Raw genomic sequence first — 23,871 nt, forward strand, 5'->3', positions numbered from 1 at the left:
CGGCCCGGCGGGCCACTACCGTCGGGGCATGGTCACCGTCGCCGACGTCCGCGCACTGGCACTGACCCTGCCACGGACCACCGAGCACCTCGTCCGGGACCGCGTGAAGTTCCGCGTCGGCGCCCTCGTCTACGTCGCGTTCTCCCGGGACGAGACGACGATGGGGTTCGCGTACCCGAAGGAGGAACGCGCCGGGCTCGTCGCCGGCGACCCGGACCTGTTCTTCCTGCCCGACGCGGCCGACCTGCGCTTCAACTGGGTGTGCTGTCGCCTTGACCGGCTCGACCGGGACCACATGGCGGAGCTGGTGACGGATGCCTGGCGGATGGTCGTGCCCACGTTCCTCGCGCGCCAGCGACTGGGCAACTGAGGGAAGCGCCCCGCCGACCAGCGGCCCACCGCCCGGCCGGCAGGAGATTCGCGGCGGCGCGGTCCGCCACGTCGCCGGCCGTCGGAGCGTCGGCGGCGTAGGGTGGTTCGCGTGGATCAAGAGGACCGCATCGCCCTGTTCCTCGACTACGAGAACCTCGCGCTGGGGGCGCGCGACCACCTCGGCGGGGCGGCCTTCGACCTCCGCCCCATCGCCGACGCCCTCGCCGAGCGCGGTCGGGTGGTGGTGCGCCGGGCGTACGCCGACTGGTCGTACTTCGACGAGGACCGCCGGATGCTCACCCGCTCCCACGTCGAACTCATCGAGATACCCCAGCGCATGGGCGCCTCCCGCAAGAACGCCGCCGACATCAAGATGGCCGTCGACGCGGTGGAGCTGGCCTTCGAGCGCGGCTACATCTCGACGTTCGTGATCTGCACCGGCGACAGCGACTTCACCCCCCTCGTACACAAGCTGCGCGAGCTGAACAAGCGCGTCATCGGGGTCGGCGTGGAGAAGTCGACCTCGGCGCTGCTGCCGCCCGCGTGCGACGAGTTCCTCTACTACGACCGCCTGGAGGGCGTCGACGTTCCCCCGGCGCGGGGCCGGCGAGCCCGCCCGGCGCGGCTGCCCGGCCCGGAGGCGCAGCAGGCCGAGCCGGAGCGGGAGCCCGAGCCGCAGCCGGTGGGCGAGGAGGCCGCCCGCGACGTCGACACGCTCGCCGTGCTGGTGGCGCAGACCGTGGCCGGCCTGCAGGGCAGCTCCAGCGGCGAGGTGACCGCCTCGACGCTGAAGCGGACCCTGCTCAGGAAGGACCCGACGTTCAGCGAGTCCGACTACGGGTTCCGCACCTTCGGCGAGCTGCTGCGACACCTCGCCCAGCACAACGTCGTCGAGCTGGGGGAGGGCCCCGCCAAGGGCGACCCCGAGGTGTCCCTGCCCGAGCACGGGGACCGGGAGGTGGCGTTCGGGCTGCTCCGCTCGGTGGTGTCCGACCTGGCCGGCGACGAGGGGGCGGTGGCGCTGTCCGGCCTGAAGAACCAGCTCCGCCGGGCGCGGCCCGACTTCAGCGAGAAGAAGCTCGGCTACCGCAGCTTCCTCCAGTTCTGCAAGGCGGCAGCCACCAGCGGCATCGTCGACCTGCGGTGGAGCCAGGAGGCCGACGACTACCTGCTCACCCCGCAGTCCTCCTGACCAGACCGGCGGCCGTGCCGGCGGGCGGCGCCGGCCCTCCCACGGACGCCAGTTCCTCCGGTGACGTTTGAAGATCCCGAGGATCGGAGAAGGTGCGCTGGCACGGGCACTGCCGCCCGCCGGCTCTCGGGAGGAACTGTCATGACACGGATGGTGCGGGCGGCTGCGCTCGTCGGGATGTTCGCCCTGGCGCTGAGCGGCTGCGGAGGCGTCGGCGGTGGCGACGGGGGCGGTGGCGGTGGCACGGCCACCAAGGGTGCCCTGAGCACGATGGGCTTCGGCCTGTCCGACGAGATCGCCAAGACGCGCGTGGACGCGTTCACGCGCGGCCACCCGAACGTCGACCTGAAGATCACCGAGGGAGCCTTCGACGAGCAGCAGTTCCTCTCCGCGGTCGCCTCCGGCAACCCGCCCGACCTGGTCTACATGGACCGCAAGCTGATCGGCACCTACGCCGAGCGCGGCTCCATCCAACCGCTGACGGACTGCGTCGAGAAGCAGGACATCGACATGGGGCAGTACCGGCCCGCCGCCAGGGAACAGGTCACCCTCGACGGCACCGTCTACGGCATCCCCGAGTTCTCCAGCGTCCGGGTGGTCTACCTCAACGAGGCGCTGCTCAGGCAGGCGGGCCTGACCCCCGACGACGTCGACCTCGCGAACTGGGCGGGGCTGCCGGCGCTCAACGCCAAGCTGGCCACCGTCTCCGGGGGCCGGCTCTCCCGCATCGGCATCGACCCGAAGATCCCCGAGTTCCTGCCCATGTGGGCCAAGGCCAACGGGGCCGACCTGCTCTCCGCCGACGGGACGAAGGCGAACCTCGACGACCCCAGGGTGGTCGAGGCCCTCACCGCCGGCGTCAAGCTGATCCAGGACCAGGGTGGCTGGGGGAAGTTCAAGTCCTTCCGGGACACCTTCGACTTCTTCGGCGCGCAGAACCCCCTGGCCAAGAACCAGATCGTCGCGTGGCCGATGGAGGAGTGGTTCCTCAACCAGGCCGCCAAGAACAGCCCGAAGGCCGAGCTGGTGGTCAGGCCCTTCGTCGATCGGCAGGGCAAGCCGGTCACCCTGTCCTCCGGGCAGGCCTGGGTGGTCCCCAAGGGAGCCAGGAACCCGGACGCGGCGTGCGCCTTCGCCAAGACGGTGACCGCCACCGACACCTGGGTCGCCGCGGCCAAGGCCCGCGCCGACGCGCGCAAGGCCGCGGGCCAGCCGTTCACCGGCGTTTACACGGGCAACGTCGCCGCCGACAAGCGGATCTTCGACGAGCTGTACCAGCCCACCGGCAACAAGCGGTTCGACGACGCGGTGGCCACCATCCGCTCGGTGCAGGACAGCGCGTTCGCCATGCCCGCCTCGCCCGCCGGCGCCGAGTTCGACAAGGCCTGGACGGACGCCGTCAACCGGGTGCTCTCCGGCCAGGCGCAGCCGGCGCAGGCGCTGGCCCGCGCCCAGCAGGAGGCGACCGCCGCGCTGGACAAGGCGTCGAAGTAGGCCCGGGGATGGCCACCACCACCGTCCCCGCCCCCGCCGGCCGGCGGCGTCGTACGCCGCTGGCCCGGCGGGAGGCGCGGTGGGCGTACGTCTTCCTGGCGCCCTGGATCGTCGGGTTCCTGGTCTTCAACGCCGGGCCGATGATCGCCAGCGCCTGGCTCAGCCTCACCGAGTACGACGTGATCAACGCGCCCCGGTACACCGGCCTGGACAACTACCGGGAGCTGATGGCCGACCCGATGGTGGCCCGCAGCCTGGGCAACACCGTCTACTACACGGCCCTGCACGTGCCGCTGGTGATGGCCATCTCGCTGGGGCTGGCGCTGCTGCTCAAGCGGGTGGGACGGTTGCAGGGCTTCTTCCGTACCGTCTTCTACCTGCCGGTGATGACCCCGGCGGTGGCGGTCGGCATCCTGTTCCTGCTCCTGCTCAACACCCAGGACGGCCTGATCAACCGTGGCCTCGCCCTGGTCGGGATCGAGGGTCCGAGCTGGACCACCGACCCCGACTGGGTGATGCCCGGCATCGTCCTGATGAGCCTGTGGAGCCTCGGCTCCACAGTGGTCATCTACCTGGCCGCCCTGCAGAACGTGCCGCGCGACCTGTACGAGGCGGCGAGCATCGACGGCGCCGGCGGCTGGGCCCGGTTCCGGCACGTGACGCTGCCGATGATCTCCGGTGCGCTCTTCTTCACCCTGGTCGTCAACACCATCGCGTCCCTGCAGATGTTCACCGAGGTCTACACCATGTACTTCGGCAACCGGCAGACGCAGGGCTCGTTCAACAGCGACGCCGCGTCGTTCTACGTCATCCACCTGTTCCAGGAGGCGTTCCAGTTCCTGCACATGGGCTTCGCCTCCGCGATGGCCTGGCTGCTCTTCGCGATCATCCTGATCATCACGCTGGTGCAGGTGAAGCTGAGCAACCGCTTCGTGTACTACGAGGGAGACCGGCCGTGACGGGGCACCGGGGGCGGCGCGGCGTGGCCCGTGCGCGCCGGGCCGAGGGAGGCCGGTCGTGACGGCCGCGATCGAGCGGACGGCCGCCGCCCCCGTGGCCGCCGCCGCGCCGTCGGCCGTCGAGCGCCGGCCGGCGGCCGAGGACGCCGGGCGGCCGGTCTGGCGGCGGGTGCTGCTCGTGCTCGCGCTCGTCGTCGCCGCCGTGGTGTTCACGGCGCCTTTCGTCTGGCTGATCAGCGCCTCGCTGCGGCCCCGTGAGTACGTCTTCTCCACCGGGTTCCTGCCCACCCCGTTCGCGCCGGGGAACTACGCCGAGGCGTGGCAGGCCGTGCCGATGGTCACCTGGCTGCTCAACAGCCTGGTGGTCGGCGTCGCGGCGGCGGTCGCGGTGACGCTCTCCAGCGCGTGGGTGGCGTTCGGGTTCGCGTACTTCCGGTTCCCCGGGCGGGACATCCTGTTCGGGCTGGTGCTCGCGACGATGATGCTGCCGTTCGCGGTCACCATGATCCCGACGTACCTGATCTGGTCGGAGCTGCGGCTGACCGGTACCCAGGTGCCGTTGTGGGCGGGCAACCTGTTCGGCTCGGCGTTCTACGTCTTCCTGCTGCGGCAGTTCCTGCTCTCGCTGCCCCGCGAGTACTTCGAGGCGGCCCGGGTCGACGGGGCGAGCTACCCGCAGTTGTTCTGGAAGCTGGCCTTTCCGCTGATCCGTCCCGCCCTGCTGGTGGCTTTCGTCTTCGAGTTCAAGGCGAGCTGGACGGACCTGATGAAGCCGCTGATCTACCTGCGCGACGAGGAGCTGTACACCCTGCCGCGCGGGCTGAAGGTGGTGCTGGACCGCTTCGGCTACGGCGGCGAGCAGCAGTGGGAGATCGTGCTCGCGGGCAGCGTCATCGCGACCGTGCCGATGCTGGTGCTGTTCTTCCTCGCCCAGCGCCACTTCGTCGAGGGCATTGCCACGACCGGCCGCAAGGGCTGACGCACGGACCGGCCCGACCCGCCGTTCGGGTCGGGCCGGTCCGGTGCGCGGAAGTCGACCCGCGCCTCCGCGGCCGAGCGGCCGGCGGCGCGCAAGGCCGGTCGGTCAGGGAATCGTCAGCCCGTACGCGGCCAGGATCTCGGTGATCGGCTGGTAGTAGGTGGTGCCGCCGGTGGTGCAGTTGCCGCTGCCTCCGGAGAGGATGCCGAGGATGGTGCCGGTGGCGGCCACGTAGAGGGGCCCGCCGCTGTCGCCGGGCTCGGCGCAGATGTTGGTCCGGATCAGGCCGGTCACGGTGCCCTGGGCGTAGTTGACGGTCGCGTTGAGCCCGGTGACGCTGCCGCAGCGTACGCCCGTGGTGGCGCCGCTGCGGCAGACCGCCTGGCCGATGTACGCGTTGCCGGCGCCGTAGACGGTGAGCAGCCCGGGGTGGGTGTAGACCGCGCTGGGGTGGGCGATCCCGCCGGTGTAGCGGACCAGACCGTAGTCGTTGCCGGGGAAGCTGGTGCCGGTCCGGGTGCCGAGGACGGTGGTCTGCGCGCTGTCGGCGTACCAGGTCGAGGCGGCGACGGTGCAGTGGCCGGCGGTGACGAAGTAGGCGGTGGTGCCGCTGCGCACGTTGGCGCCCAGCGAGCACCGTCCGCCGCCGCCGTAGACGGACTGCCCGCCGGCGATGAGGACGCGCAGGTGGCCCGGCTCCCGGCGCAGCAGCGCCCCGGCACGGGCGGCGGTCGCCCGGAGCGCCGCCACGTCCCGGGCCGAGACGGTGTCGTCGACGGTCAGCGTCATCCGCCCGGTGGCCGGGTCGAGCCCCCAGGCGGTGCCGGGGGTGCGGACCGCCGCGAGCGTGGCCGTGGCGCGGGCGGCGTCGGCGTGGTCGGGGGCGGCGTGGGCGGGCGCCGGCAGGCCGAGCAGCAGCGCGGCGAGCAGGAGTAGGGCGAGCGGGAGACGACGCATCCGAACCTCCGATAGATCCGTCTCTGTCGATTCCCTACAGGATCCACCGTGGCCCTGACGCGGACAAGCGGCGGACGCCGTCCGCCCGCCTGCCGCGCCGGGAACCGGCCCGTCACCTACCGGTCGAGGAGCGCGGACAGCCGTCGTGCCTCGCCGACCAGGCGGCTCGACCCGCCCCGGGCGACCACGTCCGCCAAACCCGGCACCTCGATCCGCAGGCCGGTCGCGCCGGCCGTCTCCGCGGCTAGGCCGAGCACGTCCGGGGTGCCGCGCGGCGCGGGCGACGTGGCGAGCACCGCGGGCAGGGCCGCGGCGAGGAGACGCCAGACGGTCAGCGCGGCGCCGGCCCCCGCCGCGTCCCGCAGTGGCCGCAGCACCCGGGAGAGGCGGAACGCGCCGTCGGCGGCCAGGGTGCCGAGGCGCGCGCCGACGGCGGGTGCGTCGAGGTCACCGGTGGCGGCGAGCATGAGCAGGGCGTCCAGGGCGGCGACCAGGCCCCGGTAGCCCGGCATCGCCGCCACCCAGTCGCCGTGCCACGTGTCGGCCAGCGGCGGCACGGTGAGCAGGCCGACGTCCCACGGATCGCTCATCGTGCTCACGGCCGCCGACCGTACGTGGCACCACCGACATCGTCGGCGTTCGCCCACGGGTGCGGTCCGGCTACGGCAGCGGGACCGAGATGCCCCGGGCGTGGTCGGTGAGGGCCGCGCCGACCACGGTCGCCTCCAGCGGCAGCACCTCCAGGCAGCGGCGCACGGCGGCGGCCATCAGCGCGTTCGGCACCCGCATCGACAGCGTGCAGTGGGGCACCCAGCGCCCCGGCTGGTAGTGCTCGACCAGCCCGATGCCGGCCTCGGCCAGCCGGCCGTGCACCTCGGCGTGGTGCGCGAGCAGCTCGGTGGTGGGGGTCGGGCCCAGCCAGAGCACCCGCCCGACGAACTGACCGGCGTGCTGGAAGCTCAGCCGCAGCGGCGCGGCCACCACCGTGCCGCGCAGCGCCGCCGCGACCCGCTCCGGGTCGAAGCGCGGCGCGACGGCGAGCGAGACGTGCGGCCGGTGGCGCTGCTCCAGCAGCGACCGCATGCTCTGCACGCCCTCGGTCTCCAGCGCGTCCCAGAGCACCCGGATCCGCCGGGTGGCGTCGGTGTCCAGGTAGAGCTCCAGCGCCGCGACCACATGATCACTTTAGGACGCGGTGGTCACGGAACGACGACGGCCCGGCCCTCCAGCGTGCCGTCGGTCATCTTCCGGTACGCGACGACCGCCTCGTCGAGCCGGAAGGTGGTGGCCTTCGGCTTCACCATTCCCCGGGCGCCCAGTTCGAGCACCTCGATGAGCTCCGGCCGGCTGCCCCAGTACGTGGTCTGGATGCTCACCTCGTACGGCACGCCGAAGTAGCTCACCGGCAGCGTGCCGCCGCCGATGCCGACGATGGTGAGGTCGCCGACAGTGCGGGCGGCGGCGGCGCCGAGCGCGAGGGTGGGGCTGGCCCCGACGAAGTCCAGCACCACGTCGGCGCCCCGGCCGCCGGTGGCCCGGCGGATCTCCTGGGCGGTGCCCTCGCCGGAGAGCATGGTGAGGTCCGCGCCGCACTCCTCGCCGAGCTTCAGCGCCTCTTCGCGGGTGTCCACCGCGATCACCCGGGCCGCGGTGGTGGCCTTGAGGATCTGCACGCCGACGTGGCCGAGCCCACCGACGCCGATCACCACGGCGGTGCTGGTCGGTCCGAGCTTCTGCCAGGAGCGGCGGATCGCGTGGTACGGGGTGAGGCCCGCGTCGGTCAGCGGCGCCGCCAGCACCGGATCGAGCCCCTCGGGCAGTGGCACCACGTGCCGGGCGTGCGGCACCAGCATGTACTCGGCCATGCCGCCGTCCAGGCCGAGACCGCCGCCACCGCCGGGCACCGGCGCCTCGGCGATGTTCTCGCAGTACGGGTCGATGCCCACCCGGCAGCGCGCACAGGTGCCGCAGCCCCACGGGCCGTAGACGGCCACCGGCTGGCCCACCGTCAGCCCGGTGACCCCGTCGCCGAGGGCGTGCACCCAGCCGGCGTTCTCGTGGCCGAGGGTGAACGGCGGGTTCCACGGCACGGCGCCGGCCTCGAAGTCGTGCATGAGGTGGAGGTCGGAGTGGCACGCGCCGGCGGCCCCGATCTTCACCACCACCTGCCCGGGGCCCGGGGTCGGCTCGTCGACCTCGACCAACTCGGGTTCCGACTTCCAGTTCGGCAACCGCAGCGCGCGCATCAACGTCTCCTGTCGTCCGGTTTCCGGCTCCGCCCGCCGCCTGCCCGCTCAGCGCCCGGTCAAACGACCCGCCTTCCGGCGGCCGCAGCGCCTGCGCCACGTCGAGCGGCGGGGGTGCCGGCCGCCTCCGCGTCTCACCCCGTCCGGGTGAGTCGGGCTCACCCCCGCCGGTGGGAGCCCGCTCCGAACCGTCGGTCGCCCACACCGGCAGGTACGGCCCGATGTCGAGCCCGCACCGCTGGCCGTGGGTGCCGGCCGGAGACCGCGTACCGCTCTGCGACAGCCGCCGGGAGCGCGGTCGTCACGGCACGGCCGGCGCGTCGGGCCGGCCGCCCGGGGTGGCGCCCGACGCCGGAGCGGAATCGACGGCCGCCGGCCGCTGCGCCGGGGCGGCCGTCCCGGACGGGGCCGTGGCGGGGGCGGCCGGTGGTCCGGCACGGCGGGCCAGGCCCCGGTTGACGCCCACGAAGAGCAGGCCGAGCAGCCAGAACGCGACGGCGAAGAAGACCGCGCTGACGCCCACCCCGTCGTAGCCCAGCTCCCCTGCGTCGAGGAACGGGTACGGGTACCGCTCGACCAGCAGCCCACGGACCAACGCGAAACCGAGGTAGCCCAGTGGGAACGCCAGCCACCACGCCGCGTACCGCGGGCGGAGCCGGCCCCGCCGGTCGAACAGCGCCCAGTCCGCCACCGCGAGCAGCGGCACGACGGTGTGCAGGAACTGGTTGCCCAGCGCCTCGCCGAGCGCGCGGTCGGGCTGCGGCATCGCGAACGGACTGGCGGGGTTGGCGAGCACCAGGTGGTAGACCACGCCGGTGATGGTGATGTAGAGGGTGACCGCGCCCTTGAGCGGCGACGGCGGTTCGGGACGGTCCCGCCAGGCCACCCAGGCGGCGTATCCGGCGAGGAGGCCGACGGCGACGTTGCTCTGGATGGTGAAGTACGGCAGCAGGCCGGTGACGGTGGCGGGACCCCTCGCGGTGAGCACGATCCCGGCCAGCACGCTGATCACGATCACCACGCGGAAGACCGTCGCCACGCGTCGACGCCGCAGACTCATCGGGGCAAGCTATCAGCCAGGCCGAGCCGGGTCACCGGGCGAGCGCCGGCCGGTGCGCGTCGGCGTCCCACCGGTTGGCCGAGCCGCCCGCGCGGCGCGTTCGTCACGTGCGCCCCTTCCCGACGATGCCCCCGGGCACGTGGCACCGGCAGACGTTGGTCCGCCGTGTCCCGCGGAGCGATGGCGTGGGGGGTCAGCGGCTGCCGCCGCTGCCCGGTGCGGGGCGACCGTGGTCGGGCGAGATCTGGTCGTTGCCGGGCGAGATCCGGATGTTGCCGGGCGAGACCTGGACGTTGCCGGGTGCCGAGGGCCGGCCGGCCGGGACGGAGGGCGATGTCGTGGGTCGCCCGGGCTGCTCGGGGGTCGGGGTGCCGTCGGGCCGGTCGACCGGTGTGCCCGATGACCCGGGGCTCGCCGACTCGGCGGGCAGCAGGCGGTCGCAGTAGCCGGCCACCTTGCCGCGGCCGCCGGCCGCGCGGACGAGGTCGTCGAAGGCCGGCTTGTCCAGGGCGCGGCCCGGGCCGTCGCCGTCCGTCCGGTAGGCCCGGCACAGCGCTGCCACGGACGCGCTCGGGTCGGGCCGACCCTCGGTCGTGGTGGGCGGCGCGGACGGCCGGCCGGGACCCGCGGTGGGGGAGACGGCCGGGGGCGGCGCGGGTGCGGCGGTGGTGGGGGCGGGGCCACGCAGCGGTCCGGGCAGGGTGCCCCCGGCCGCGGCGAAGGCCACCCCGCCGGTGACGGCGAGGGCGACACCGGCCAGCGCGGCGCGGGCGCCGAAGCCGGCGAGGGCCCGGCCCCGACGACTCCGCTCGGGACTGCCGACGGGGGTGCCGGCCCGCGCCAGCCGGTACGCCCGTACCGCGGCGTCCTCGCCGGCGAGCTCAGCGGCGCGGGGTGCGGCACGGACCGCCGTCAGGAGCGACGCGACAGGTTGCGGAGCGTCCCGCGGGTCGACGACCGGACCGCCGAGCAGTCGCTCGACAGTCTCCTGGTCCATCCGGTGTGCTTTCATCTCGTGTCCCTCAGCGCCGCCGGATGCCGGGACGTCACACGGGGTGGAGTGTGACGTCCGACAATCACCGGGCCGGGAAGCGGGGCGGGGCGGCGCCCGCGCGGGGGCGTCAACCCATGGTCTTGGCGCCGTCGATGGCCTCGCGGAGGATGTCGGCGTGCCCCGCGTGCTGGGCGGTCTCGGCGATCAGGTGCAGCAGGACGCGGCGGACCGTCCAGCTCGCGCCGGGCTCGAACCAGGGAGCCTGCGGCAGCGGGTGGGCGGCGTCGAGGTCGTGCGTGGCGACCAGCTCGTCCGTCGCGGCGGCCACCCGGTCGTAGTCGGCGAGCAGCCCGGCGAGGGTCTCGCCGTCGAGCATGCGGAACTGGCCGGCCCAGTCGACGGGATCACTGTTCATCGCCTCGGCGCCGCCGACGGCGAACCGCATCCACCGGTGCTCGACCTGCGTCACGTGCTTGATCAGGCCGCCCGGGCACAGCTCGCTGACCGTGCTGCGGGTCGCGGCCTGCTCGTCGGTGAGCCCCGCGACGGTCTGCCGGAGGAAGCCGCGGTGCAGGCGCAGCGTCTCCACCAGGTCGGCCCGCTCGCCGGTCAGCTGCTCAGTCGTGGTCATCCCGCCACCTCTCTTCACGGACGTCCGAACGGGCTCACGATAGGGCCGGCCACCGACAGAACCGCGTCCCGCCGTGCCGGTTTTCCGCCAGCGGTTGCCGATTCGTCCGATCCGCGATCCACTGAATCACATGGGTGTCATCAAGGTGGGCACGTCGTCCTGGGCGGACCAGGAGCTGCTGCGCTCGGGGTGGTACCCGCGCGCGGCGAACACCCCGGCCGGCCGGCTCGGCTTCTACGCCGGGCGGTTTCCCCTGGTCGAGGTCGACACCTCCTACTACGCCGTGCCCGTGCCCGAGACGACGCAGGGGTGGGTCGACGCCACACCGGAGGGCTTCACCTTCGACGTCAAGGCGTTCAGCCTCTTCACGGGCCACCCGACCCCGGTGGCGGCGCTGCCCCGCGACCTGCGCCCGGCCGGCGGCCCGAGCCGGATCCGGCGCCGGGACCTGCCGGCGACCGCGTACGACGAGCTGTGGGACCGGTTCCGGGCGGCGCTCGACCCGATCGCGGCGGCCGACCGGCTCGGCGCGGTCCTGCTCCAGTTCCCGCCGTGGCTGGCCCGCGGCGCCGCCCCCGAGCGGCGCATCGCCGAGCTGGCCGAGCGCTGCCGGCCGTGGCGGGTCGCCGTCGAGCTGCGCCACGGGTCCTGGTTCGACGGCACGGCGGCGCTGGACACGCTCGGTTTCCTGCGGGAGCGCGACCTGTCGTTCGTCTGCGTGGACATGCCGCAGGGGCACCCCTCGTCGGTGCCGCCCATCCTGTTCGCCACGGCGGAGCTGGCGGTCGTCCGCTTCCACGGGCACAGCAGCGCCTGGGGGACGGGGGACAAGCAGGAGAAGTTCCGCTACGCGTACGGCGACGAGGAACTGCGCCGCTGGTCGGAGCTGCTGACCGAGCTGGCCGGGCAGGCCGGCGAGCTGCACGTGCTGTTCAACAACTGCTGCGGCGACCAGGCCCAGCGCGACGCGGACCGGCTGGCCGAACTGCTGGGTGTCGAACCGGTGGGGCGGGGCCGTCCGGCGCGGGCGGGAGCGGTGTCGCCCTCCTGACGGCGGGCGTGCGGCCCGTGTGGGCCGGCCCCGCCGGACCAATTCCGTCGACCGGGCCGCGTGGGCTCCGGCATGATCGCCGGGTGGCGGCATCCTCTCGCGCGCTCTTGCGCTGGCAGTTCGACCTGACGTGGTCGCTGTTCGAATACCACCTCGAGCGCCTCGACCCGGCGGACTTCCTCTGGGAGCCGGCCGGGCAGTGCTGGACGGTGCGTCGCGGCCCCGACGGCGGCTGGACGCCCGACTGGGCCGACACCGAACCCGACCCGATTCCGGTCCCGACGATCGGCTGGCTGACCTGGCACATCGGCTGGTGGTGGACGGTCGCCGCGGACCACCTCCGGGGGCAGCCGCCACGACAGCGCGCCGACGTGGAGTGGCCGGGCGCGGGCGAGCCGACCGTCGCGTGGCTGCGCGGCCTGCGTACCGAGTGGCTCGGTGTCCTCGACCGCCTCACCGACGCCGACCTCGACCGTACGGCGCCGTTCCCCTGGCAGGACGACGCCGAGCACACGGTGACGCACATGCTCGGCTGGGTCAACGCCGAGTTGATGAAGAACGCCGCCGAGATCGGTCAGCTCCGGCTGCTGCGCGCGGCGGGACCCGGGGCCTGACCGGGCCGCGCCCCGAGGCCGGGGACGGCCGGGACGTACCGCGCCGCCGCCCACGTCGCTCAGGAGCGCCGGCCCCGGGTCCGTAGCGCGTCCTCCGTCCGCTCCTCGACGTCGGCGGCGTCGGGGAAGGTCCGCCGGGACGGCGCCGGGTCCGGGGGCGCGCCGGGTCCGGCCGGCAGCGTACGGGTCGGCTCGGTCGGCCCGAATCCGTGCCGGCCCCCCTTCCCGGCCGGCCCCGCCGGCTCGCCGGCGCGGCGGTCCCCGCGCCGGCCCTCCGGCACGGCGGTCTCCTCGCTGCCCTCGTCCATCGGGTCGTGCTCGCCGGTGCCCCAGGGCGGTTCCGCGTCGAAGCCGTCCCTGGTCACCCACGGGGTGATCGACTCCGGTGTGCGCCTGCCCCCGCTGCGTCCGTCTCCTGCCGCCATGGTCACCTCGCTGGTCGGGTCCGCCGCTACCGGCCCCGATTGCCCGTCCCGGGGCCGGTCATGCCTGCGCCGGCGCCCCGTCGGGTCGTGCCGGGCGGGCTCGCCCCGCCCGACTCCGGACGCGGAGCGGCGTCCCGCCGCCGAGGAGTCGGCGGGACGCCGGTGGGCACGTCGCCCGGTCAGCGACCGGACATCGCCATCCGCTTCTTCTTGGCCGCCGCGCCCATCGCCATCACCGCGCCCATCCCCTTCGGCAGCCCGCCCGCGCGTCCGAGCATCCCCCGGAACACCTCGCCGGGCTTCTGCTGCTCGCCCATGTACGCGGTCACCACGATGAGCGCCCCCGTCAGCGCGGGCACCGCCCACTGGAGCATCCGCATCTTCCGCTGGCAGGACGCCACGTTCGACGGCGTCTGCGAATTGGGTTCGGTGACCCCCTCGACCGACGGGCCGCCGGCCTTCTCCAGCTTCATGCCGAGCAACCGGCTGTAGCCGGTCACCGCCAGCGCGCTGACCGTCAGCGCGGTCTTCAGGGTGCTGACCCGGGCGACTCCCGATTGCGCCGCCACCCGGGGGCTCTCCGTCACCAGTTCCCCGACGGCGCCCGCGAGGTGGGCCCCGATCGCGGCGGCGTTCACCGGCGTCCACCGGGCCCAGCCGGCCGAGGCCATCGGCAACCGCTGGGTCGAGTCGTTCATCTGTGCCGCCGCGCCGTTGACGCCGAATGCTCCCATCAGGGAGCCCCCGAACCAGGCCGCCAGGCCCAGATCGTGCATCGAGCGCAGTGCGGTGTGCCGTTCGGACATCTGATCCCCTTCCACCGTGTCGGGCGCTGCGGCATACCCGCCGCCCGGTCGGCTATGCCCGTCCGTCACCCACCGATAGGGCGCGGTCACGCGGATACCGGGGAAGACCGGGAACCGGTGGCGACGGGTACGCCCCGCGCCGCCCCGCGACCCGTCGTCGTCGGCGGCGGGTACGGCGGTCGCGCCGGCGACGGGGCGCGGCCGGGAGGAGTCGGCGGGGCCGGTGCGGGTAGATCGCGGGACGGACGATCCGAGCGAGAGGGGAAGAGGATGTCGCAGCCCGACGAGAGCCGGGAGAAGACCGCCTCCACCGACGCGGTGCTGATGCACCCGGGCAACGATCCGCGCAAGACGACGTCCCAGGTGCCGCCGCCGCCCGAGCGCGGCGAGACCCGCGTCGAGCGGGACGGCGAGATGGTGCCCGTCGAGACCGACGAGTGACCGGGCCCCGGGCGGCGGGGTACGCCGCCCGGGGGAAGTGTAGGGGCGACGGCGTGGCGTCAGCGGGACACCCGTGAGCTGAAGGTGCCTCAGCGGGGCCGGCAGGCCGTGGCGAAGCGGGCCACCGGGCCGCCAGCGGTGCGCGCTGGCGCGTACCCAGGTGAAGTGCTCTGGGCGCGGTGAGGTGACCGCCGCTCCGCGGCGGCGGTGGTTCGGGCTCAAGAGCCGACTGGACCGGGTGGTGCGCTGCGCCACCCGGTCTCGTCGCTTGCGAGGAGCGGGACTCGCGCTACACGCGCTGACTCTCGGGGTCCTGCTCGCCCTCGACCGTCCCTGGAGTGTCGGCCGGACCGTCGATCGCCGCCGGTCGTGGCGCCGGCTTGCGGCCGGGCCGCCACCAGGCCGCGTTGCCGAGCAGGCTCATGACCGCAGGAACCAGCACCATCCGGATGACGGTGGCGTCCATGATGACCGCCGTGGCAAGGCCGATGCCGATCATCTGGATGAGCGTCTCTGGCACCGAGACGAAGCTCAGGAAGACGCACGCCATGATGATCGCGGCTGCGGAGATGACACGTGCGGTGGTGCCGATGCCGACAACGACGGCGCGGTGCGGGTCGCGATCCTTGTCATAGGACTCGCGGACTGCGGACAGCAGGAAGACTTCGTAGTCCATCGACAGGCCGAACAGCACCGCAAAAAGGATCATGGGGACTGCCGACATGACCGGCACGGACTTGTCGATGCCGAGCAGATCCAGACCCCAGCCCCACTGGAACATCGCGATGATCACGCCGAACGAGACGCCGATGGACAGCAGCGTCATCACCGCCGCCTTGAGTGCGACCACCGGTGCCCGGAACATGAAGAGCAGCAGGACCATGCCGGCGCCGACCACGGCCAGGATCACCCACGGCAGCCGCTTGCCGACGACGTCGGCCATGTCGATGACGACGGCTGTCGCGCCGCCGACGAGTGCGGTGCCACCAGTGGACGCCAGGGAATCCGGCCCGATCGTGTCGCGGATTCGATGGACGAGGTCGGAGACTTCCTGGTCCTGCGGCGCGTACCGGGGGATGGCAGTGATCAGCGTGATCTCGCCGTCCTCGCTCGTCGTCGGCGGGGTGACCAGTTCGACGTCCGGGTCGGTGGCGAGGGCGCCCGCAAAGGCGTTGACGCCCATCTCGCTCGTGTCGGTAACGGTGATGACGAGCGGCGCGTTCCAGCCCGGGCCGTAGTGCTCGGCGATCATGTCGTAGGCCTGGCGCTGCGTGTTCCTCGTGGGCTGGATTCCGTCGTCGGGCGTGCCGAGCCGCAGCGAGAGCACCGGTGCCGTCAGTGCGAGCAGGAGCGCCGTCGAGAGCAGGGCATAGAGCACGCGGTGGCGTTGGACGTGCCGGCCCCAGCGGTAGGTCGGGCCGCTCTCGTCCTCGGGCTTTCCGGCGGAGGCACGCGCCCTCTTGGTCAGCTTGGGAACGGGCAGCGCGTTCACCCGATGCCCGACCAGGCCGAGCAGTGCGGGCAACAGGGTTATCGCGGCGACGACCATCACCGCCACCGTCACCGCGCCGGCGACTCCCATCGCCCCCACGAACGGAATGCCCGCGAAGCTGAGGCCGAGGATGGCGACGACGACCGTGCCGCCCGCGAAGACCACCGCATGCCCAGCGGCCGCCGTGGCGTGCCCGGCGGCGCGCACCTTGTCCTCACCGTGCGCGAGAATCGATCTGAATCGACTCAGGACGAACAGCGCATAGTCGATGCCGGCGCCCAGGCCGAGCATGACCGCGATGATCGGCGCCGACGTCGGAATGTCCACGATCAGGCCGATGAGTAGGACGATCGCGGTGCCGACCACGATGCCGACGCCGGCCACGAGCAGCGGCATGCCCGCGGCCACCAGTGAACCGAAGGCGATGATCAGCACCAGTAGCGCGGCGCCGACCCCGACGAGTTCCGCTGCGGACGTGGTGGGCTCTGTGCCCAGGTCGACGACGGCACCGCGGAACTCCACCCGCAGGCCGGCGTCCTGAGCGGGCTCGGCCGCCTCACGCAGCCGTTCGTAGTGGGTGCCGTCGAGTTCGCCCAACTCCTTCTCGTAGTCGACGTTGACCATCGCCGCCCGACCGTCCGGGCTTGGGAACGGATCGTCGACCGCCGCGACGTCGGGTTGCCCGCGCATCGCCTCGATCATCTGCCGGACGGCGGCCTGCCGCGCCGGATCCTGGAGGCTCCCCTCTTCGGCGCTCCAGACGACTGTCGCGCTGACCACGCCGAACGTGGGGAAGTGGTCACGGGCCACATCCGTGGCCTCTTGGGATTCGGTGCCGGGCACCCGGAAGTCATTGACGAATGTGCTCCCGGCCGCTTGCCCGACGCCGAGGAGCACGCCGGCGGCGAGCAACCAGAGGACGAGAGTGCGCCAAGGCCGTCGTGCGCAGAGACGGCCGAGTCGGTCCAGGGGAGGTTCCATCGCTGCAGTAAACCGCATTCAGTGCAATTATGCAACGAGTGCATGAATGCAGTGTGTGCGTAAGCGGTAGCATCACTTGCATGACACATCCGATTGGTCTGCGCGAGCGCAAGAAGCAACGCACCCGCGCGGCGCTGATCACCGCTGCGATCGAACTCATCACCACCAAGGGTTACGACGAGACGACGATCGCCGAGATCGCCGCGGCCGCCGATATCGCACCACGCACCTTCTTCGCCTACTTCCCCGGCAAGGAGGACGTTCTCTTCGCCGACTCGCAGGCGCGGGTCGACGAGATCGTCGCGATGGTCGCCACGCGTCACCCGGGGGAGACCGTCGCCGACGTCTTGCTCCGTGCGGTGCGGTCGGCGGTGACATCCGGCGCGGCGGCCCGCGACCTGACCAGCGACTTGGCGACCCGGCGCGTGCGCGTGGTGCTGTCCACGCCTGCTCTGCAGGCCGGCGCGCTGCGCCGGATCGTCTCCGCCCAGCAACAACTCACGGCTGCGTTGCTCGACGCGTTCCCCGGCGAGTTGGAGGAGGGCGACGCGGCGGCGGCGGTCGGCGCACTCGTCGGGTCGATGGTCACCGTCGCCTATGCCACGCTGCCCCACGACCCCGCACCCGAGGAACTGCTGCGAGCGCTGCTCCGCGCCACCCACGTGGCACTTGCCGGCATTCGCTCGCTCGGCCCCGCGCAGGAGTGAGCGACGGGACGGGGCCCGCGAGACCTGAGGCTCGTCACCCCGATGGCGATGGCCATCCGCCGGTGGCGAAGAGGCTGACCGGATCGGCGGAAGGAAGCAGCGGCTCGGGCAGCCAAGGCCCCACGTACTCCTCTCTGGCACTCGGCCTCTGGCACAGCCGGGCCAGGGCCTGCCGCACGGCGATGCGCACCAGATAGGCCCGAGGGTGTTCCAGGTGCTCAGCGTCCACACCGGCCCAGGCCAGCCAGGTCTCCTCCATGAAATGCAGTTCGACTCCGGATGTGACGTGCGTCGCGTCACACCGCGACCGCGTCACAGGGCGGCCCGGTTGCTCCTTCTATGGGCGAACACCGTTGGAAGGAGTGACGAGAATGCCGAAGGGTGTGTTCGCCAAAGCCTCGGTCGTGCTGGCGGCGGCGTCGATGTTGGGCACGGGCTCGTGGGCCCGGCTGGATCCGGAAAGCTTCGCCCGATACGCCAACTGGCCCAACCACGTGCACTTCCTGCATGACGCGGGTGTCTTCCAGATCGGCATCGGGATGATGATGCTGTGCGCCCTGAGATGGCGCGACGCGCTGGCGGTCGTCCTGGCCGGATTCACGTTCACCAGCGGCCTCCACGCTGTCAACCACGCCGTCGATCTGGACCTGGGCGGCAACACCTCCGACCCGTGGCTCCTGCTGGCGATGTCGGCGGTGGGACTGGCCGCGTGGGCGGCGCGGGTCCGGCAACTCCGGCGGTGCGCCGACGACCGGCTGGAGGTTCCGGCATGAGGATCCTGCTCGCCGGGGCGACCGGCACCCTCGGCACCGCTTTGCTGCCCATGCTGGTGGCCGCTGGACACGAACTGCTCGGTGTCACCAGGACGGCCGCAGGCGCCGCCCGGCTGACGTCGATGGGCGTGCTGCCAGTGCAAGCCGACGTCATGGACGTCGAGGATCTGCTCGCCGCGCTCGACGGCCGGCAAGTCGACGCCGTGATCCATCAGGCGACCGCGATCACCGGGGTGCCGCTCTTCCACCGCAATCTGTACGCCACGGACGCGCTACGCGATCATGGCACGGCCAACCTCCTCCGCGCGGCAGCCGCAGTCGGCGCACGTCGATTCGTCACCCAGTCGTTCTTCCTCGGGTACGGCTACCGCGACCACGGTACGGAGCCACTCGGCGAGGATCATCCCTTCGCCGAACTCACCGGGCATCCTGGAATCGACCGACACATGCGCGCGATGCGGTCGAACGAGGATCAGGTTCTCCATGCGCCCGGCATCGAAGGCATCGCCCTGCGCTACGGCATGTTCTACGGCCCGGAACCGGCCACCAGACGGTTGATGCACCTGGCGAAGCGGCGGCTCTTGCCCGCTCTCCGCCCCAGCGGCACCACCTCGGTCATCCACATCCACGACGCCGCCGCGGCCACCATGGCCGCGCTCGATTCCGGCCGGCCCGGTCAGCCGTACAACATCGTCGACGACCAGCCGGTCACCTTCACCGACTACTTCCGGGCGGTCGCGGACGTCGTCGGCGCGTCCCCGCCCCGAACGGTCCCCGGTCACCTGCTGGCCGTCCTGCCGTACCTTCACGCCCTCATGGTCCGAACACACATCCGCCTGTCCAATCACCGAGCAAAACGAGAACTCGGCTGGACGCCCGACTTCCCTACTCATCGAGCAGGCCTGGCGGCAGTCGCCAACGGCTGACACCTCGAACCGTGGCGATGCGGTGGAGCGGCATCGAGCTGCCGGTTGCCGGTTGCCGGTGCGGGGCTGCCGGTGCCGCCGGCCTTCAGGCCAGGGCCGGGGCGGTTCGGGCGGCCGTGCTGACCGAGGCGTAGACGGCGCTCAACTGCTCGGCGCAGCGCTTCCACGAGTACCGGCTGCGGACCCGGTCCAGCGCCGCCGTGGCGTACGCGAAGCGGCGGACCCTGTCGGCGAGCAGCCGGCGGATCGCGGTGCCCAACGCCCGGGGGTCCCGGGGCGGCACGAGGTCGCCGGTGAGGCCGTGGACGACCGTGTCGGCGATGCCGCCGACATTCGAGCCGACGACGGGCACGCCGCAGGCCATGCCCTCGAGCGGGGCCAGCCCGACCGGCTCGTACCAGGGGGCGGCCACCAGGAGGTCCGCCGAGCGGTACCAGCCGGCCAACTCCGTGCGGGGCACCGCGCCGATCAGCTTCACCCGGTCGGCCACCCCGCAGGACTCGGCGAGCGCCCGGAGCCGGCGGGCGAAGCCGTCCGTGGGGAGCAACCGCGCCGGCGGGCCGCCGACCACCACGCACTCCGCGTCGGGCACGGCAGGCAGGGCCCGGATGACGTCCTGGAAGCCCTTGCGTTCCACCATCCGGCCGACGGTGACGATCCGCGGGCGGGTCGGGTCGCGCGGGGCGACGGGCCCGTCGGGACGGAAGACCTGCTGGTCGACCCCGCAGGGGACCAGCACCATCCGGGACCGGGGCACGCCGAGGCGGACCAGCTCGCCGATCTCGTCCTGGCACTGCACGACGATCCGGTCGGCGGCCCGGCCCAGGGCCCGCTCGTAGCCGATCCGGCCTGGTGGACTGGTGTCCCGGGCGCCCTGCTGCCGCCGCTCGACGGTGCCGAGCGAGTGGTACGTCAGCACCACCGGGACCCCGGTGCGCCGGCCGGCGTGCAGGGTGGCCAGGCCGCTCATCCAGTGATGGGCGTGCGCCACGTCCGGCATCCAGTCGCCGTCGCGCCACTGACCGGCCAGCCAGCGCCCGAACTCACCCAGGTGCGGCATCAGCTCACTGCCGGGCAACCGCAGCGCCGGCCCGGCCGGCACGTGGCACACCTGGTAGCCGTCCGGAGTGGACACGGTGTCGGGCTGGGCGGTGGACTCCCGGCGGGTGTAGACGCGGACGTCGTGCCCCTCGCGCACCAGCGCGGCGGCCTGCTCCGCCACCCGCGTGTGCCGCCCGCCGGCCTCCCCGAGGACGGCGAGCGGGCTGGCGTGCTCCGAGATCATCGCGATGCGCATGTCTTCCTCCATCGGCCGGCCCGGTCGTCGGGGAACGGGTCGCGCCGCGGACGGTGCCGCCCCGCGAGCCCGTCGCACCCGCATGCGGAGTCCCCTACCCCCGGCCCTGTCGCCTAACCGCCGGCCCGCCGAGTTCTCGGCGGGACGCCCGGCCGGCGGCGCGGACCTGGCCGGTGGTGGGGCGAACGCCTCACCACCGGTGTCCGGTCGGCCGCGGAGGATCAGTTCCGGTCGTCGCGGAGCATGCCCGGGCCGAACACCTCGTAGGCGATCCGCTCCGCCGGCACCCCCCGCCGCAGCAGGCCACCCCGGACGGTGTTCATGAACGGCAGCGGCCCGCAGAGGTGCACGTGGGCGTCGGGGGAGAGCGGGATCAACGCGGGGTCGACCCGGCCGCCGGCCACCTCGGCGGCCAGCCCGGCCAGCTCGACGTCGGTGACGTCCTCGTACCACAGGGCGGTGCGCAGGTTGGGCAGCGCGGCGTGCAGGCGGGGCAGTTCGCCGCGGAACGCGTGCGCCGCGCCGGCCCGGTCGGCGTGCACCAGCACCACCGGGCGCTGCGGCTCGGTGGCCGCCAGGTGCTCCAGGGCGGACATCGCCGGGGTCAGCCCGATGCCGGCGCTGACCAGCAGCAGCGGGCCCTCCCCGGCCACCGCGCTGACCTCGCCGAAGGGCGGGCTGAGCCGGAGGGTGTCGCCCTCGGCCACGTGCTCGTGCAGGAAGGTGGAGACCATGCCGTCGGGGCCGGCGTCGGTGCCGCGTACCCGCTTGACGGTGATCCGCCAGTGGTCGGCCCCCGGCCGGCCGGAGAGGCTGTACTGGCGGATCTGCTGCCCGCGACCCTCGTCGAGGTCGACGGCGACCGAGGTGTACTGGCCCGGGACGAAGGCGGGCGCCGGGCCGCCGTCGGTCGGGACCAGGGTGAACGAGACGACGTCCACCGCCTCGGTGACCCGACCGGTGACCCGCCAGTCCCGCCAGACCGACGCGCCCTCGGCGAGCCCCGCCCCGGCGTAGAGGCGGGCCTCCCGGGCGACCAGCTCGCAGGCCAGCAGCCAGTACACCTCGTCCCAGGCCGCTGCGACCTCCGGGGTGACCGCGTCGCCGAGCACCTCGCCGACGGCGGCGAGCAGGTGCCGGCCGACGATCGTGTACTGGCCGGGGGTGATGCCGAGCGAGGCGTGCTTGTGCGCGATCCGGTCCAGGATCGGGCCCCACGGCGCGTCGCTGCCGCCGGTCAGGTGTTCCGCGTACGCGACCACGGAGGCCGCGAGCGCGGCCTTCTGCGCCCCGGTCGCCTGGTTGCCGCGGTTGAAGATGTCGAGCAGCTCCGGGTGGGCGTCGAACATCCGCTGGTAGAACCGGCCGGTGATCGCCTCGCCGTGCGCCTGCACGGCGGGCAGGGTCGCCGTCACCACTGCTGTTGAGGACTCCGAGAGCACGACTTGTCTCCTTCTGCGCTGAACCGCTCGGACCACGCCAGCAAAACAGGCATTCCAGATACCTCTTTAGGGTCGAAGGTCCCGGGTCGGGGGTCGGGTGGATCACAGATCGCGTCCGTCGGCCCGTGGTGGGGCGTGCCGGCGCTGGCTAGGGTCGGGACGTGAAGCTCAACCGGTCCACCGACATGGCACTGCGGATCGCCATGCTCACCGCCGCGAACCCACGGCGGATGACCGTGGACGAGCTGGCCGACCAGCTGGCGCTGCCCCGCAACCACGTGGCGAAGGTGGTGCAGCGGTTGCAGCGGCTCGGCGTGCTGGTCACGATCCGGGGCCGCTCCGGCGGGGTCGCCTTCGCCGAGGGCGGCCACGAGACCACGGTCGGGCGGGTGGTCCGGGCGTTCGAGGGCGACGACGAGGTGGTGTCCTGCGACGAGCCGGCGTGCTCGCTGCGCGCGGCCTGCCGGCTCCGGGGCGAGCTGCGCCGGGCCCGTGACGCCTTTCTCGCCGTGCTGGACGGGGTGACCCTCGGCGGCCTCGTCGACGGGCCGACCGGTCCGGTGCTGCTCGCCCTCGGCCTGCCCCGCGCCCGCCCCGCCCAGGGACGTGACTGATCCGGCCGTGGACGCGGCGGAACCCCGCGCCGGGCGGCACGGGGTTCCGGGACGCGGTCGGGGTCAGGACACGGTGACGGAGCCGTCGGCGGCGCGGACGCAGGCCACGGAGCGGGCGCCGGTGGCGGCCGCGCCGGTCAGGCACTGCCCGAGCACCTGGTGGCCGGCGGCGTTCGGGTGCCACGACTCCTGGCAGGTCTGGAAGTAGCTCACGCAGGTGTTCGCGATCCGCTGGATGGCGATCTTGTCCTTGCCGGCGAGGCTGGTGACGAAGACGCCGTTCGGCGGGCTGTCCTGGAGGCGGATCGGGGTGGCCAGCGCCCCGGTCGGGCTGGCCCCCGACTCGCAGAGCCGGGCGCCGTCGAAGGCCCGCTGCACGTTGAGGTGGACCAGGTCGGCGTCGGGGAACTCGGCGGCCAGGGCGTCGCGGGTGGACCTCACCAGGGCGCCCAGGCCCTGCGAGAAGCGGTGCCCGGGCAGCAGGCTGGCCCGGTGGATCGGGCAGCCGGCCGCGTACCGCTCGGCACCCAGCGCGCGGAACTTGTCCCGGGTGTCGTCCCGGCTGTCCTCGCTGTGGAAACTCGGCTCCAGGTCGAACGGCAGCGGGTTGGTGTAGTCCTGGAAGACGATCCGGTGCTGGCCGTCGGCGTCGATCTCGCGCAGCGTGGTGAGCAGTTGGCGTACGGCCGAGGTGGTCTCCGCGGTCGCGGCGCTCCACTGGGCGGCGGTGGCCAGGTCGGCGTCCGTGCAGGGCTCCTGCTCGACCGGCCCGCCCAGGTAGGCCCAGAATTCCCACCAGCCGGTCCAGGCGTCGGCGATGAACCGGTTGGCGCACTTCTCGGCGACGTCGCCGAAGGTGAACGAGCTGTTGTTCGAGCCGAGGCCGAGCAGCACCAGGTCGATGTCGTGGGTCCGGCCGACCGCGCGGAGCTGGTCGAGCTGGGCGGCCACCTGCCGGCCGCCGGCCCGGGCGGACGAGGCGGTGGCGATGTCGTGCGGCTGGCCGCCGGAACACGCGAGGTTGAACCGGTCCTGGATGCCCGGCAGGCTCGCCCGGTGCAGCGAGGCGTTCGCCGAGCGGTGACAGAAGAACGCGTTGCTGTTGGGCGCGGTCCATCCCGGGAAGCCCTGGGCGACCCCGGTGACGTCGACGACGGGGGTGTACGCGCCGGCGCCCTCGCCGCTGATGAAGCTGTCGCCGAGGGCGACCGCGGCGGTGGGTGGCGCCGCCGCGGCCGGGGCGGGCAGCCCGACGGCGGTCGACAGTGCGGCGGCGGCGACGGCGAGCGCCGCCGCGAGAGTCGTACGACGGAACCTGGACATGACGTCCTCCATCTGTACATCGAAATGTGAAAGATCCTCTCGGCCGCGATCCCATCACCTCAGCGCGACGGACGTCAATGGCTTGGCGCGGAATG

General features: G+C 73.2%; 26 protein-coding genes. 12 read left to right on the forward strand and 14 right to left on the reverse strand.

What is annotated here, in order from left to right:
• Window positions 1–28: 28 nt before the first annotated feature.
• The 5 genes from AB0L34_RS11885 (at window position 29) to AB0L34_RS11905 (ending at window position 4,996) form a co-directional block, all read left to right on the forward strand.
• Window positions 29–370, forward strand: coding sequence for an MmcQ/YjbR family DNA-binding protein (locus AB0L34_RS11885; protein ID WP_363704164.1), 342 nt, complete (start codon window positions 29–31; stop codon window positions 368–370).
• 111 nt (window positions 371–481) lie between these two features.
• Window positions 482–1,564, forward strand: coding sequence for a PIN domain-containing protein (locus tag AB0L34_RS11890; RefSeq protein ID WP_363704166.1), 1,083 nt, complete (start codon window positions 482–484; stop codon window positions 1,562–1,564).
• A gap of 141 nt (window positions 1,565–1,705) precedes the next feature.
• Window positions 1,706–3,058, forward strand: a complete 1,353-nt coding sequence (locus AB0L34_RS11895) for an extracellular solute-binding protein (RefSeq protein ID WP_363704167.1) — start codon at window positions 1,706–1,708, stop codon at window positions 3,056–3,058.
• An 8-nt stretch (window positions 3,059–3,066) separates the two neighbouring features.
• Complete coding sequence (locus AB0L34_RS11900) at window positions 3,067–4,017, forward strand: sugar ABC transporter permease (RefSeq protein ID WP_363704168.1); 951 nt, start codon at window positions 3,067–3,069, stop codon at window positions 4,015–4,017.
• 58 nt (window positions 4,018–4,075) lie between these two features.
• Window positions 4,076–4,996 carry a carbohydrate ABC transporter permease gene (locus tag AB0L34_RS11905; RefSeq protein ID WP_363704169.1) on the forward strand — a complete coding sequence of 307 codons (921 nt, stop codon included), beginning with the start codon at window positions 4,076–4,078 and terminating at the stop codon, window positions 4,994–4,996.
• 105 nt (window positions 4,997–5,101) lie between these two features.
• On the opposite strand, the gene AB0L34_RS11910 is transcribed toward AB0L34_RS11905, so the two are convergent.
• From AB0L34_RS11910 to AB0L34_RS11940, 7 genes are all read right to left on the reverse strand, one after another.
• On the reverse strand, window positions 5,102–5,953 hold the full coding sequence (locus AB0L34_RS11910; RefSeq protein WP_363704170.1) for a S1 family peptidase: 852 nt from the start codon (window positions 5,951–5,953) through the stop codon (window positions 5,102–5,104).
• Between the two features lie 116 nt (window positions 5,954–6,069).
• Window positions 6,070–6,552 (reverse strand): hypothetical protein, encoded by a 483-nt coding sequence (locus AB0L34_RS11915; RefSeq protein ID WP_363704171.1) that lies wholly within the window; start codon window positions 6,550–6,552, stop codon window positions 6,070–6,072.
• 61 nt (window positions 6,553–6,613) lie between these two features.
• Window positions 6,614–7,129, reverse strand: a complete 516-nt coding sequence (locus AB0L34_RS11920) for a 2'-5' RNA ligase family protein (RefSeq protein ID WP_363704172.1) — start codon at window positions 7,127–7,129, stop codon at window positions 6,614–6,616.
• Window positions 7,130–7,152: 23 nt separating this feature from the next.
• Window positions 7,153–8,199 (reverse strand): NAD(P)-dependent alcohol dehydrogenase, encoded by a 1,047-nt coding sequence (locus AB0L34_RS11925; RefSeq protein ID WP_363704173.1) that lies wholly within the window; start codon window positions 8,197–8,199, stop codon window positions 7,153–7,155.
• A gap of 301 nt (window positions 8,200–8,500) precedes the next feature.
• A complete protein-coding gene (locus AB0L34_RS11930) occupies window positions 8,501–9,259 on the reverse strand; it encodes a Pr6Pr family membrane protein (RefSeq protein ID WP_363704175.1) in 759 nt (252 codons plus the stop codon).
• 193 nt (window positions 9,260–9,452) lie between these two features.
• Window positions 9,453–10,256, reverse strand: a complete 804-nt coding sequence (locus AB0L34_RS11935; RefSeq protein ID WP_363704177.1) for a hypothetical protein — start codon at window positions 10,254–10,256, stop codon at window positions 9,453–9,455.
• 124 nt (window positions 10,257–10,380) lie between these two features.
• Window positions 10,381–10,884 carry a DinB family protein gene (locus tag AB0L34_RS11940; RefSeq protein WP_363704179.1) on the reverse strand — a complete coding sequence of 168 codons (504 nt, stop codon included), beginning with the start codon at window positions 10,882–10,884 and terminating at the stop codon, window positions 10,381–10,383.
• 130 nt (window positions 10,885–11,014) lie between these two features.
• On the opposite strand from AB0L34_RS11940, the gene AB0L34_RS11945 reads away from it, so the two are divergent.
• Window positions 11,015–11,935 carry a DUF72 domain-containing protein gene (locus AB0L34_RS11945; protein WP_363704180.1) on the forward strand — a complete coding sequence of 307 codons (921 nt, stop codon included), beginning with the start codon at window positions 11,015–11,017 and terminating at the stop codon, window positions 11,933–11,935.
• 83 nt (window positions 11,936–12,018) lie between these two features.
• Window positions 12,019–12,549, forward strand: coding sequence for a DinB family protein (locus AB0L34_RS11950; RefSeq protein ID WP_363704182.1), 531 nt, complete (start codon window positions 12,019–12,021; stop codon window positions 12,547–12,549).
• A 59-nt stretch (window positions 12,550–12,608) separates the two neighbouring features.
• Here the strand turns inward: AB0L34_RS11950 and AB0L34_RS11955 are convergent, their stop codons facing one another.
• Together AB0L34_RS11955 and AB0L34_RS11960 are read right to left on the reverse strand one after the other, a co-directional pair.
• Entirely contained in the window at window positions 12,609–12,974 is a 366-nt protein-coding gene (locus tag AB0L34_RS11955) for a hypothetical protein (protein ID WP_363704184.1), read from the reverse strand.
• 179 nt (window positions 12,975–13,153) lie between these two features.
• Window positions 13,154–13,780 carry a hypothetical protein gene (locus tag AB0L34_RS11960; RefSeq protein WP_363704186.1) on the reverse strand — a complete coding sequence of 209 codons (627 nt, stop codon included), beginning with the start codon at window positions 13,778–13,780 and terminating at the stop codon, window positions 13,154–13,156.
• A gap of 270 nt (window positions 13,781–14,050) precedes the next feature.
• Between AB0L34_RS11960 and AB0L34_RS11965 the strand changes: the two genes are divergently transcribed.
• On the forward strand, window positions 14,051–14,221 hold the full coding sequence (locus AB0L34_RS11965) for a hypothetical protein (RefSeq protein WP_350706584.1): 171 nt from the start codon (window positions 14,051–14,053) through the stop codon (window positions 14,219–14,221).
• Between the two features lie 289 nt (window positions 14,222–14,510).
• On the opposite strand, the gene AB0L34_RS11970 is transcribed toward AB0L34_RS11965, so the two are convergent.
• Window positions 14,511–16,625 (reverse strand): MMPL family transporter, encoded by a 2,115-nt coding sequence (locus tag AB0L34_RS11970; protein WP_363704188.1) that lies wholly within the window; start codon window positions 16,623–16,625, stop codon window positions 14,511–14,513.
• A gap of 149 nt (window positions 16,626–16,774) precedes the next feature.
• Here AB0L34_RS11970 and AB0L34_RS11975 point away from each other — a divergent pair, with 149 nt between their 5' ends.
• Window positions 16,775–17,401 (forward strand): TetR family transcriptional regulator, encoded by a 627-nt coding sequence (locus tag AB0L34_RS11975; RefSeq protein WP_363704190.1) that lies wholly within the window; start codon window positions 16,775–16,777, stop codon window positions 17,399–17,401.
• Between the two features lie 34 nt (window positions 17,402–17,435).
• On the opposite strand, the gene AB0L34_RS11980 is transcribed toward AB0L34_RS11975, so the two are convergent.
• Window positions 17,436–17,660, reverse strand: coding sequence for a hypothetical protein (locus tag AB0L34_RS11980; RefSeq protein WP_363704192.1), 225 nt, complete (start codon window positions 17,658–17,660; stop codon window positions 17,436–17,438).
• Window positions 17,661–17,772: 112 nt separating this feature from the next.
• On the opposite strand from AB0L34_RS11980, the gene AB0L34_RS11985 reads away from it, so the two are divergent.
• Both AB0L34_RS11985 and AB0L34_RS11990 read left to right on the forward strand, forming a co-directional pair.
• Entirely contained in the window at window positions 17,773–18,174 is a 402-nt protein-coding gene (locus tag AB0L34_RS11985) for a hypothetical protein (RefSeq protein WP_363704194.1), read from the forward strand.
• Window positions 18,171–19,100, forward strand: coding sequence for an NAD(P)-dependent oxidoreductase (locus tag AB0L34_RS11990; protein ID WP_363704196.1), 930 nt, complete (start codon window positions 18,171–18,173; stop codon window positions 19,098–19,100). Before AB0L34_RS11985 ends, AB0L34_RS11990 begins: the two co-directional genes overlap by 4 nt.
• Before the next feature lie 85 nt (window positions 19,101–19,185).
• Here the strand turns inward: AB0L34_RS11990 and AB0L34_RS11995 are convergent, their stop codons facing one another.
• Together AB0L34_RS11995 and AB0L34_RS12000 are read right to left on the reverse strand one after the other, a co-directional pair.
• Window positions 19,186–20,397, reverse strand: a complete 1,212-nt coding sequence (locus AB0L34_RS11995; protein ID WP_363704198.1) for a glycosyltransferase — start codon at window positions 20,395–20,397, stop codon at window positions 19,186–19,188.
• A gap of 221 nt (window positions 20,398–20,618) precedes the next feature.
• Window positions 20,619–21,875: a globin domain-containing protein gene (locus tag AB0L34_RS12000; RefSeq protein WP_363704200.1), complete on the reverse strand. Its 1,257-nt coding sequence runs from the start codon at window positions 21,873–21,875 to the stop codon at window positions 20,619–20,621.
• A 125-nt stretch (window positions 21,876–22,000) separates the two neighbouring features.
• Between AB0L34_RS12000 and AB0L34_RS12005 the strand changes: the two genes are divergently transcribed.
• Complete coding sequence (locus tag AB0L34_RS12005; protein ID WP_363704202.1) at window positions 22,001–22,453, forward strand: Rrf2 family transcriptional regulator; 453 nt, start codon at window positions 22,001–22,003, stop codon at window positions 22,451–22,453.
• A 63-nt stretch (window positions 22,454–22,516) separates the two neighbouring features.
• Here the strand turns inward: AB0L34_RS12005 and AB0L34_RS12010 are convergent, their stop codons facing one another.
• Complete coding sequence (locus tag AB0L34_RS12010) at window positions 22,517–23,776, reverse strand: hypothetical protein (protein ID WP_363704204.1); 1,260 nt, start codon at window positions 23,774–23,776, stop codon at window positions 22,517–22,519.
• Window positions 23,777–23,871: the final 95 nt, after the last annotated feature.

Source organism: Micromonospora sp. NPDC052213 (assembly GCF_040679695.1).
Classification (GTDB): Bacteria; Actinomycetota; Actinomycetes; order Mycobacteriales; family Micromonosporaceae; genus Micromonospora.

Excerpts from the sequence above, each read along its gene's own strand:
- AB0L34_RS11885 (WP_363704164.1), top strand. The coding sequence starts at position 29 with ATGGTCACCGTCGCCGACGTCCGCGCACTGGCACTGACCCTGCCACGG.
- AB0L34_RS11895 (WP_363704167.1), top strand. The coding sequence starts at position 1,706 with ATGACACGGATGGTGCGGGCGGCTGCGCTCGTCGGGATGTTCGCCCTG.
- AB0L34_RS11900 (WP_363704168.1), top strand. The coding sequence starts at position 3,067 with ATGGCCACCACCACCGTCCCCGCCCCCGCCGGCCGGCGGCGTCGTACG.
- AB0L34_RS11910 (WP_363704170.1), bottom strand. The coding sequence starts at position 5,953 with ATGCGTCGTCTCCCGCTCGCCCTACTCCTGCTCGCCGCGCTGCTGCTC.
- AB0L34_RS11925 (WP_363704173.1), bottom strand. The coding sequence starts at position 8,199 with ATGCGCGCGCTGCGGTTGCCGAACTGGAAGTCGGAACCCGAGTTGGTC.
- AB0L34_RS11930 (WP_363704175.1), bottom strand. The coding sequence starts at position 9,259 with ATGAGTCTGCGGCGTCGACGCGTGGCGACGGTCTTCCGCGTGGTGATC.
- AB0L34_RS11935 (WP_363704177.1), bottom strand. The coding sequence starts at position 10,256 with ATGGACCAGGAGACTGTCGAGCGACTGCTCGGCGGTCCGGTCGTCGAC.
- AB0L34_RS11940 (WP_363704179.1), bottom strand. The coding sequence starts at position 10,884 with ATGACCACGACTGAGCAGCTGACCGGCGAGCGGGCCGACCTGGTGGAG.
- AB0L34_RS11945 (WP_363704180.1), top strand. The coding sequence starts at position 11,015 with ATGGGTGTCATCAAGGTGGGCACGTCGTCCTGGGCGGACCAGGAGCTG.
- AB0L34_RS11955 (WP_363704184.1), bottom strand. The coding sequence starts at position 12,974 with ATGGCGGCAGGAGACGGACGCAGCGGGGGCAGGCGCACACCGGAGTCG.
- AB0L34_RS11960 (WP_363704186.1), bottom strand. The coding sequence starts at position 13,780 with ATGTCCGAACGGCACACCGCACTGCGCTCGATGCACGATCTGGGCCTG.
- AB0L34_RS11965 (WP_350706584.1), top strand. The coding sequence starts at position 14,051 with ATGTCGCAGCCCGACGAGAGCCGGGAGAAGACCGCCTCCACCGACGCG.
- AB0L34_RS11975 (WP_363704190.1), top strand. The coding sequence starts at position 16,775 with ATGACACATCCGATTGGTCTGCGCGAGCGCAAGAAGCAACGCACCCGC.
- AB0L34_RS11980 (WP_363704192.1), bottom strand. The coding sequence starts at position 17,660 with ATGGAGGAGACCTGGCTGGCCTGGGCCGGTGTGGACGCTGAGCACCTG.
- AB0L34_RS11985 (WP_363704194.1), top strand. The coding sequence starts at position 17,773 with ATGCCGAAGGGTGTGTTCGCCAAAGCCTCGGTCGTGCTGGCGGCGGCG.
- AB0L34_RS11990 (WP_363704196.1), top strand. The coding sequence starts at position 18,171 with ATGAGGATCCTGCTCGCCGGGGCGACCGGCACCCTCGGCACCGCTTTG.
- AB0L34_RS11995 (WP_363704198.1), bottom strand. The coding sequence starts at position 20,397 with ATGCGCATCGCGATGATCTCGGAGCACGCCAGCCCGCTCGCCGTCCTC.
- AB0L34_RS12010 (WP_363704204.1), bottom strand. The coding sequence starts at position 23,776 with ATGTCCAGGTTCCGTCGTACGACTCTCGCGGCGGCGCTCGCCGTCGCC.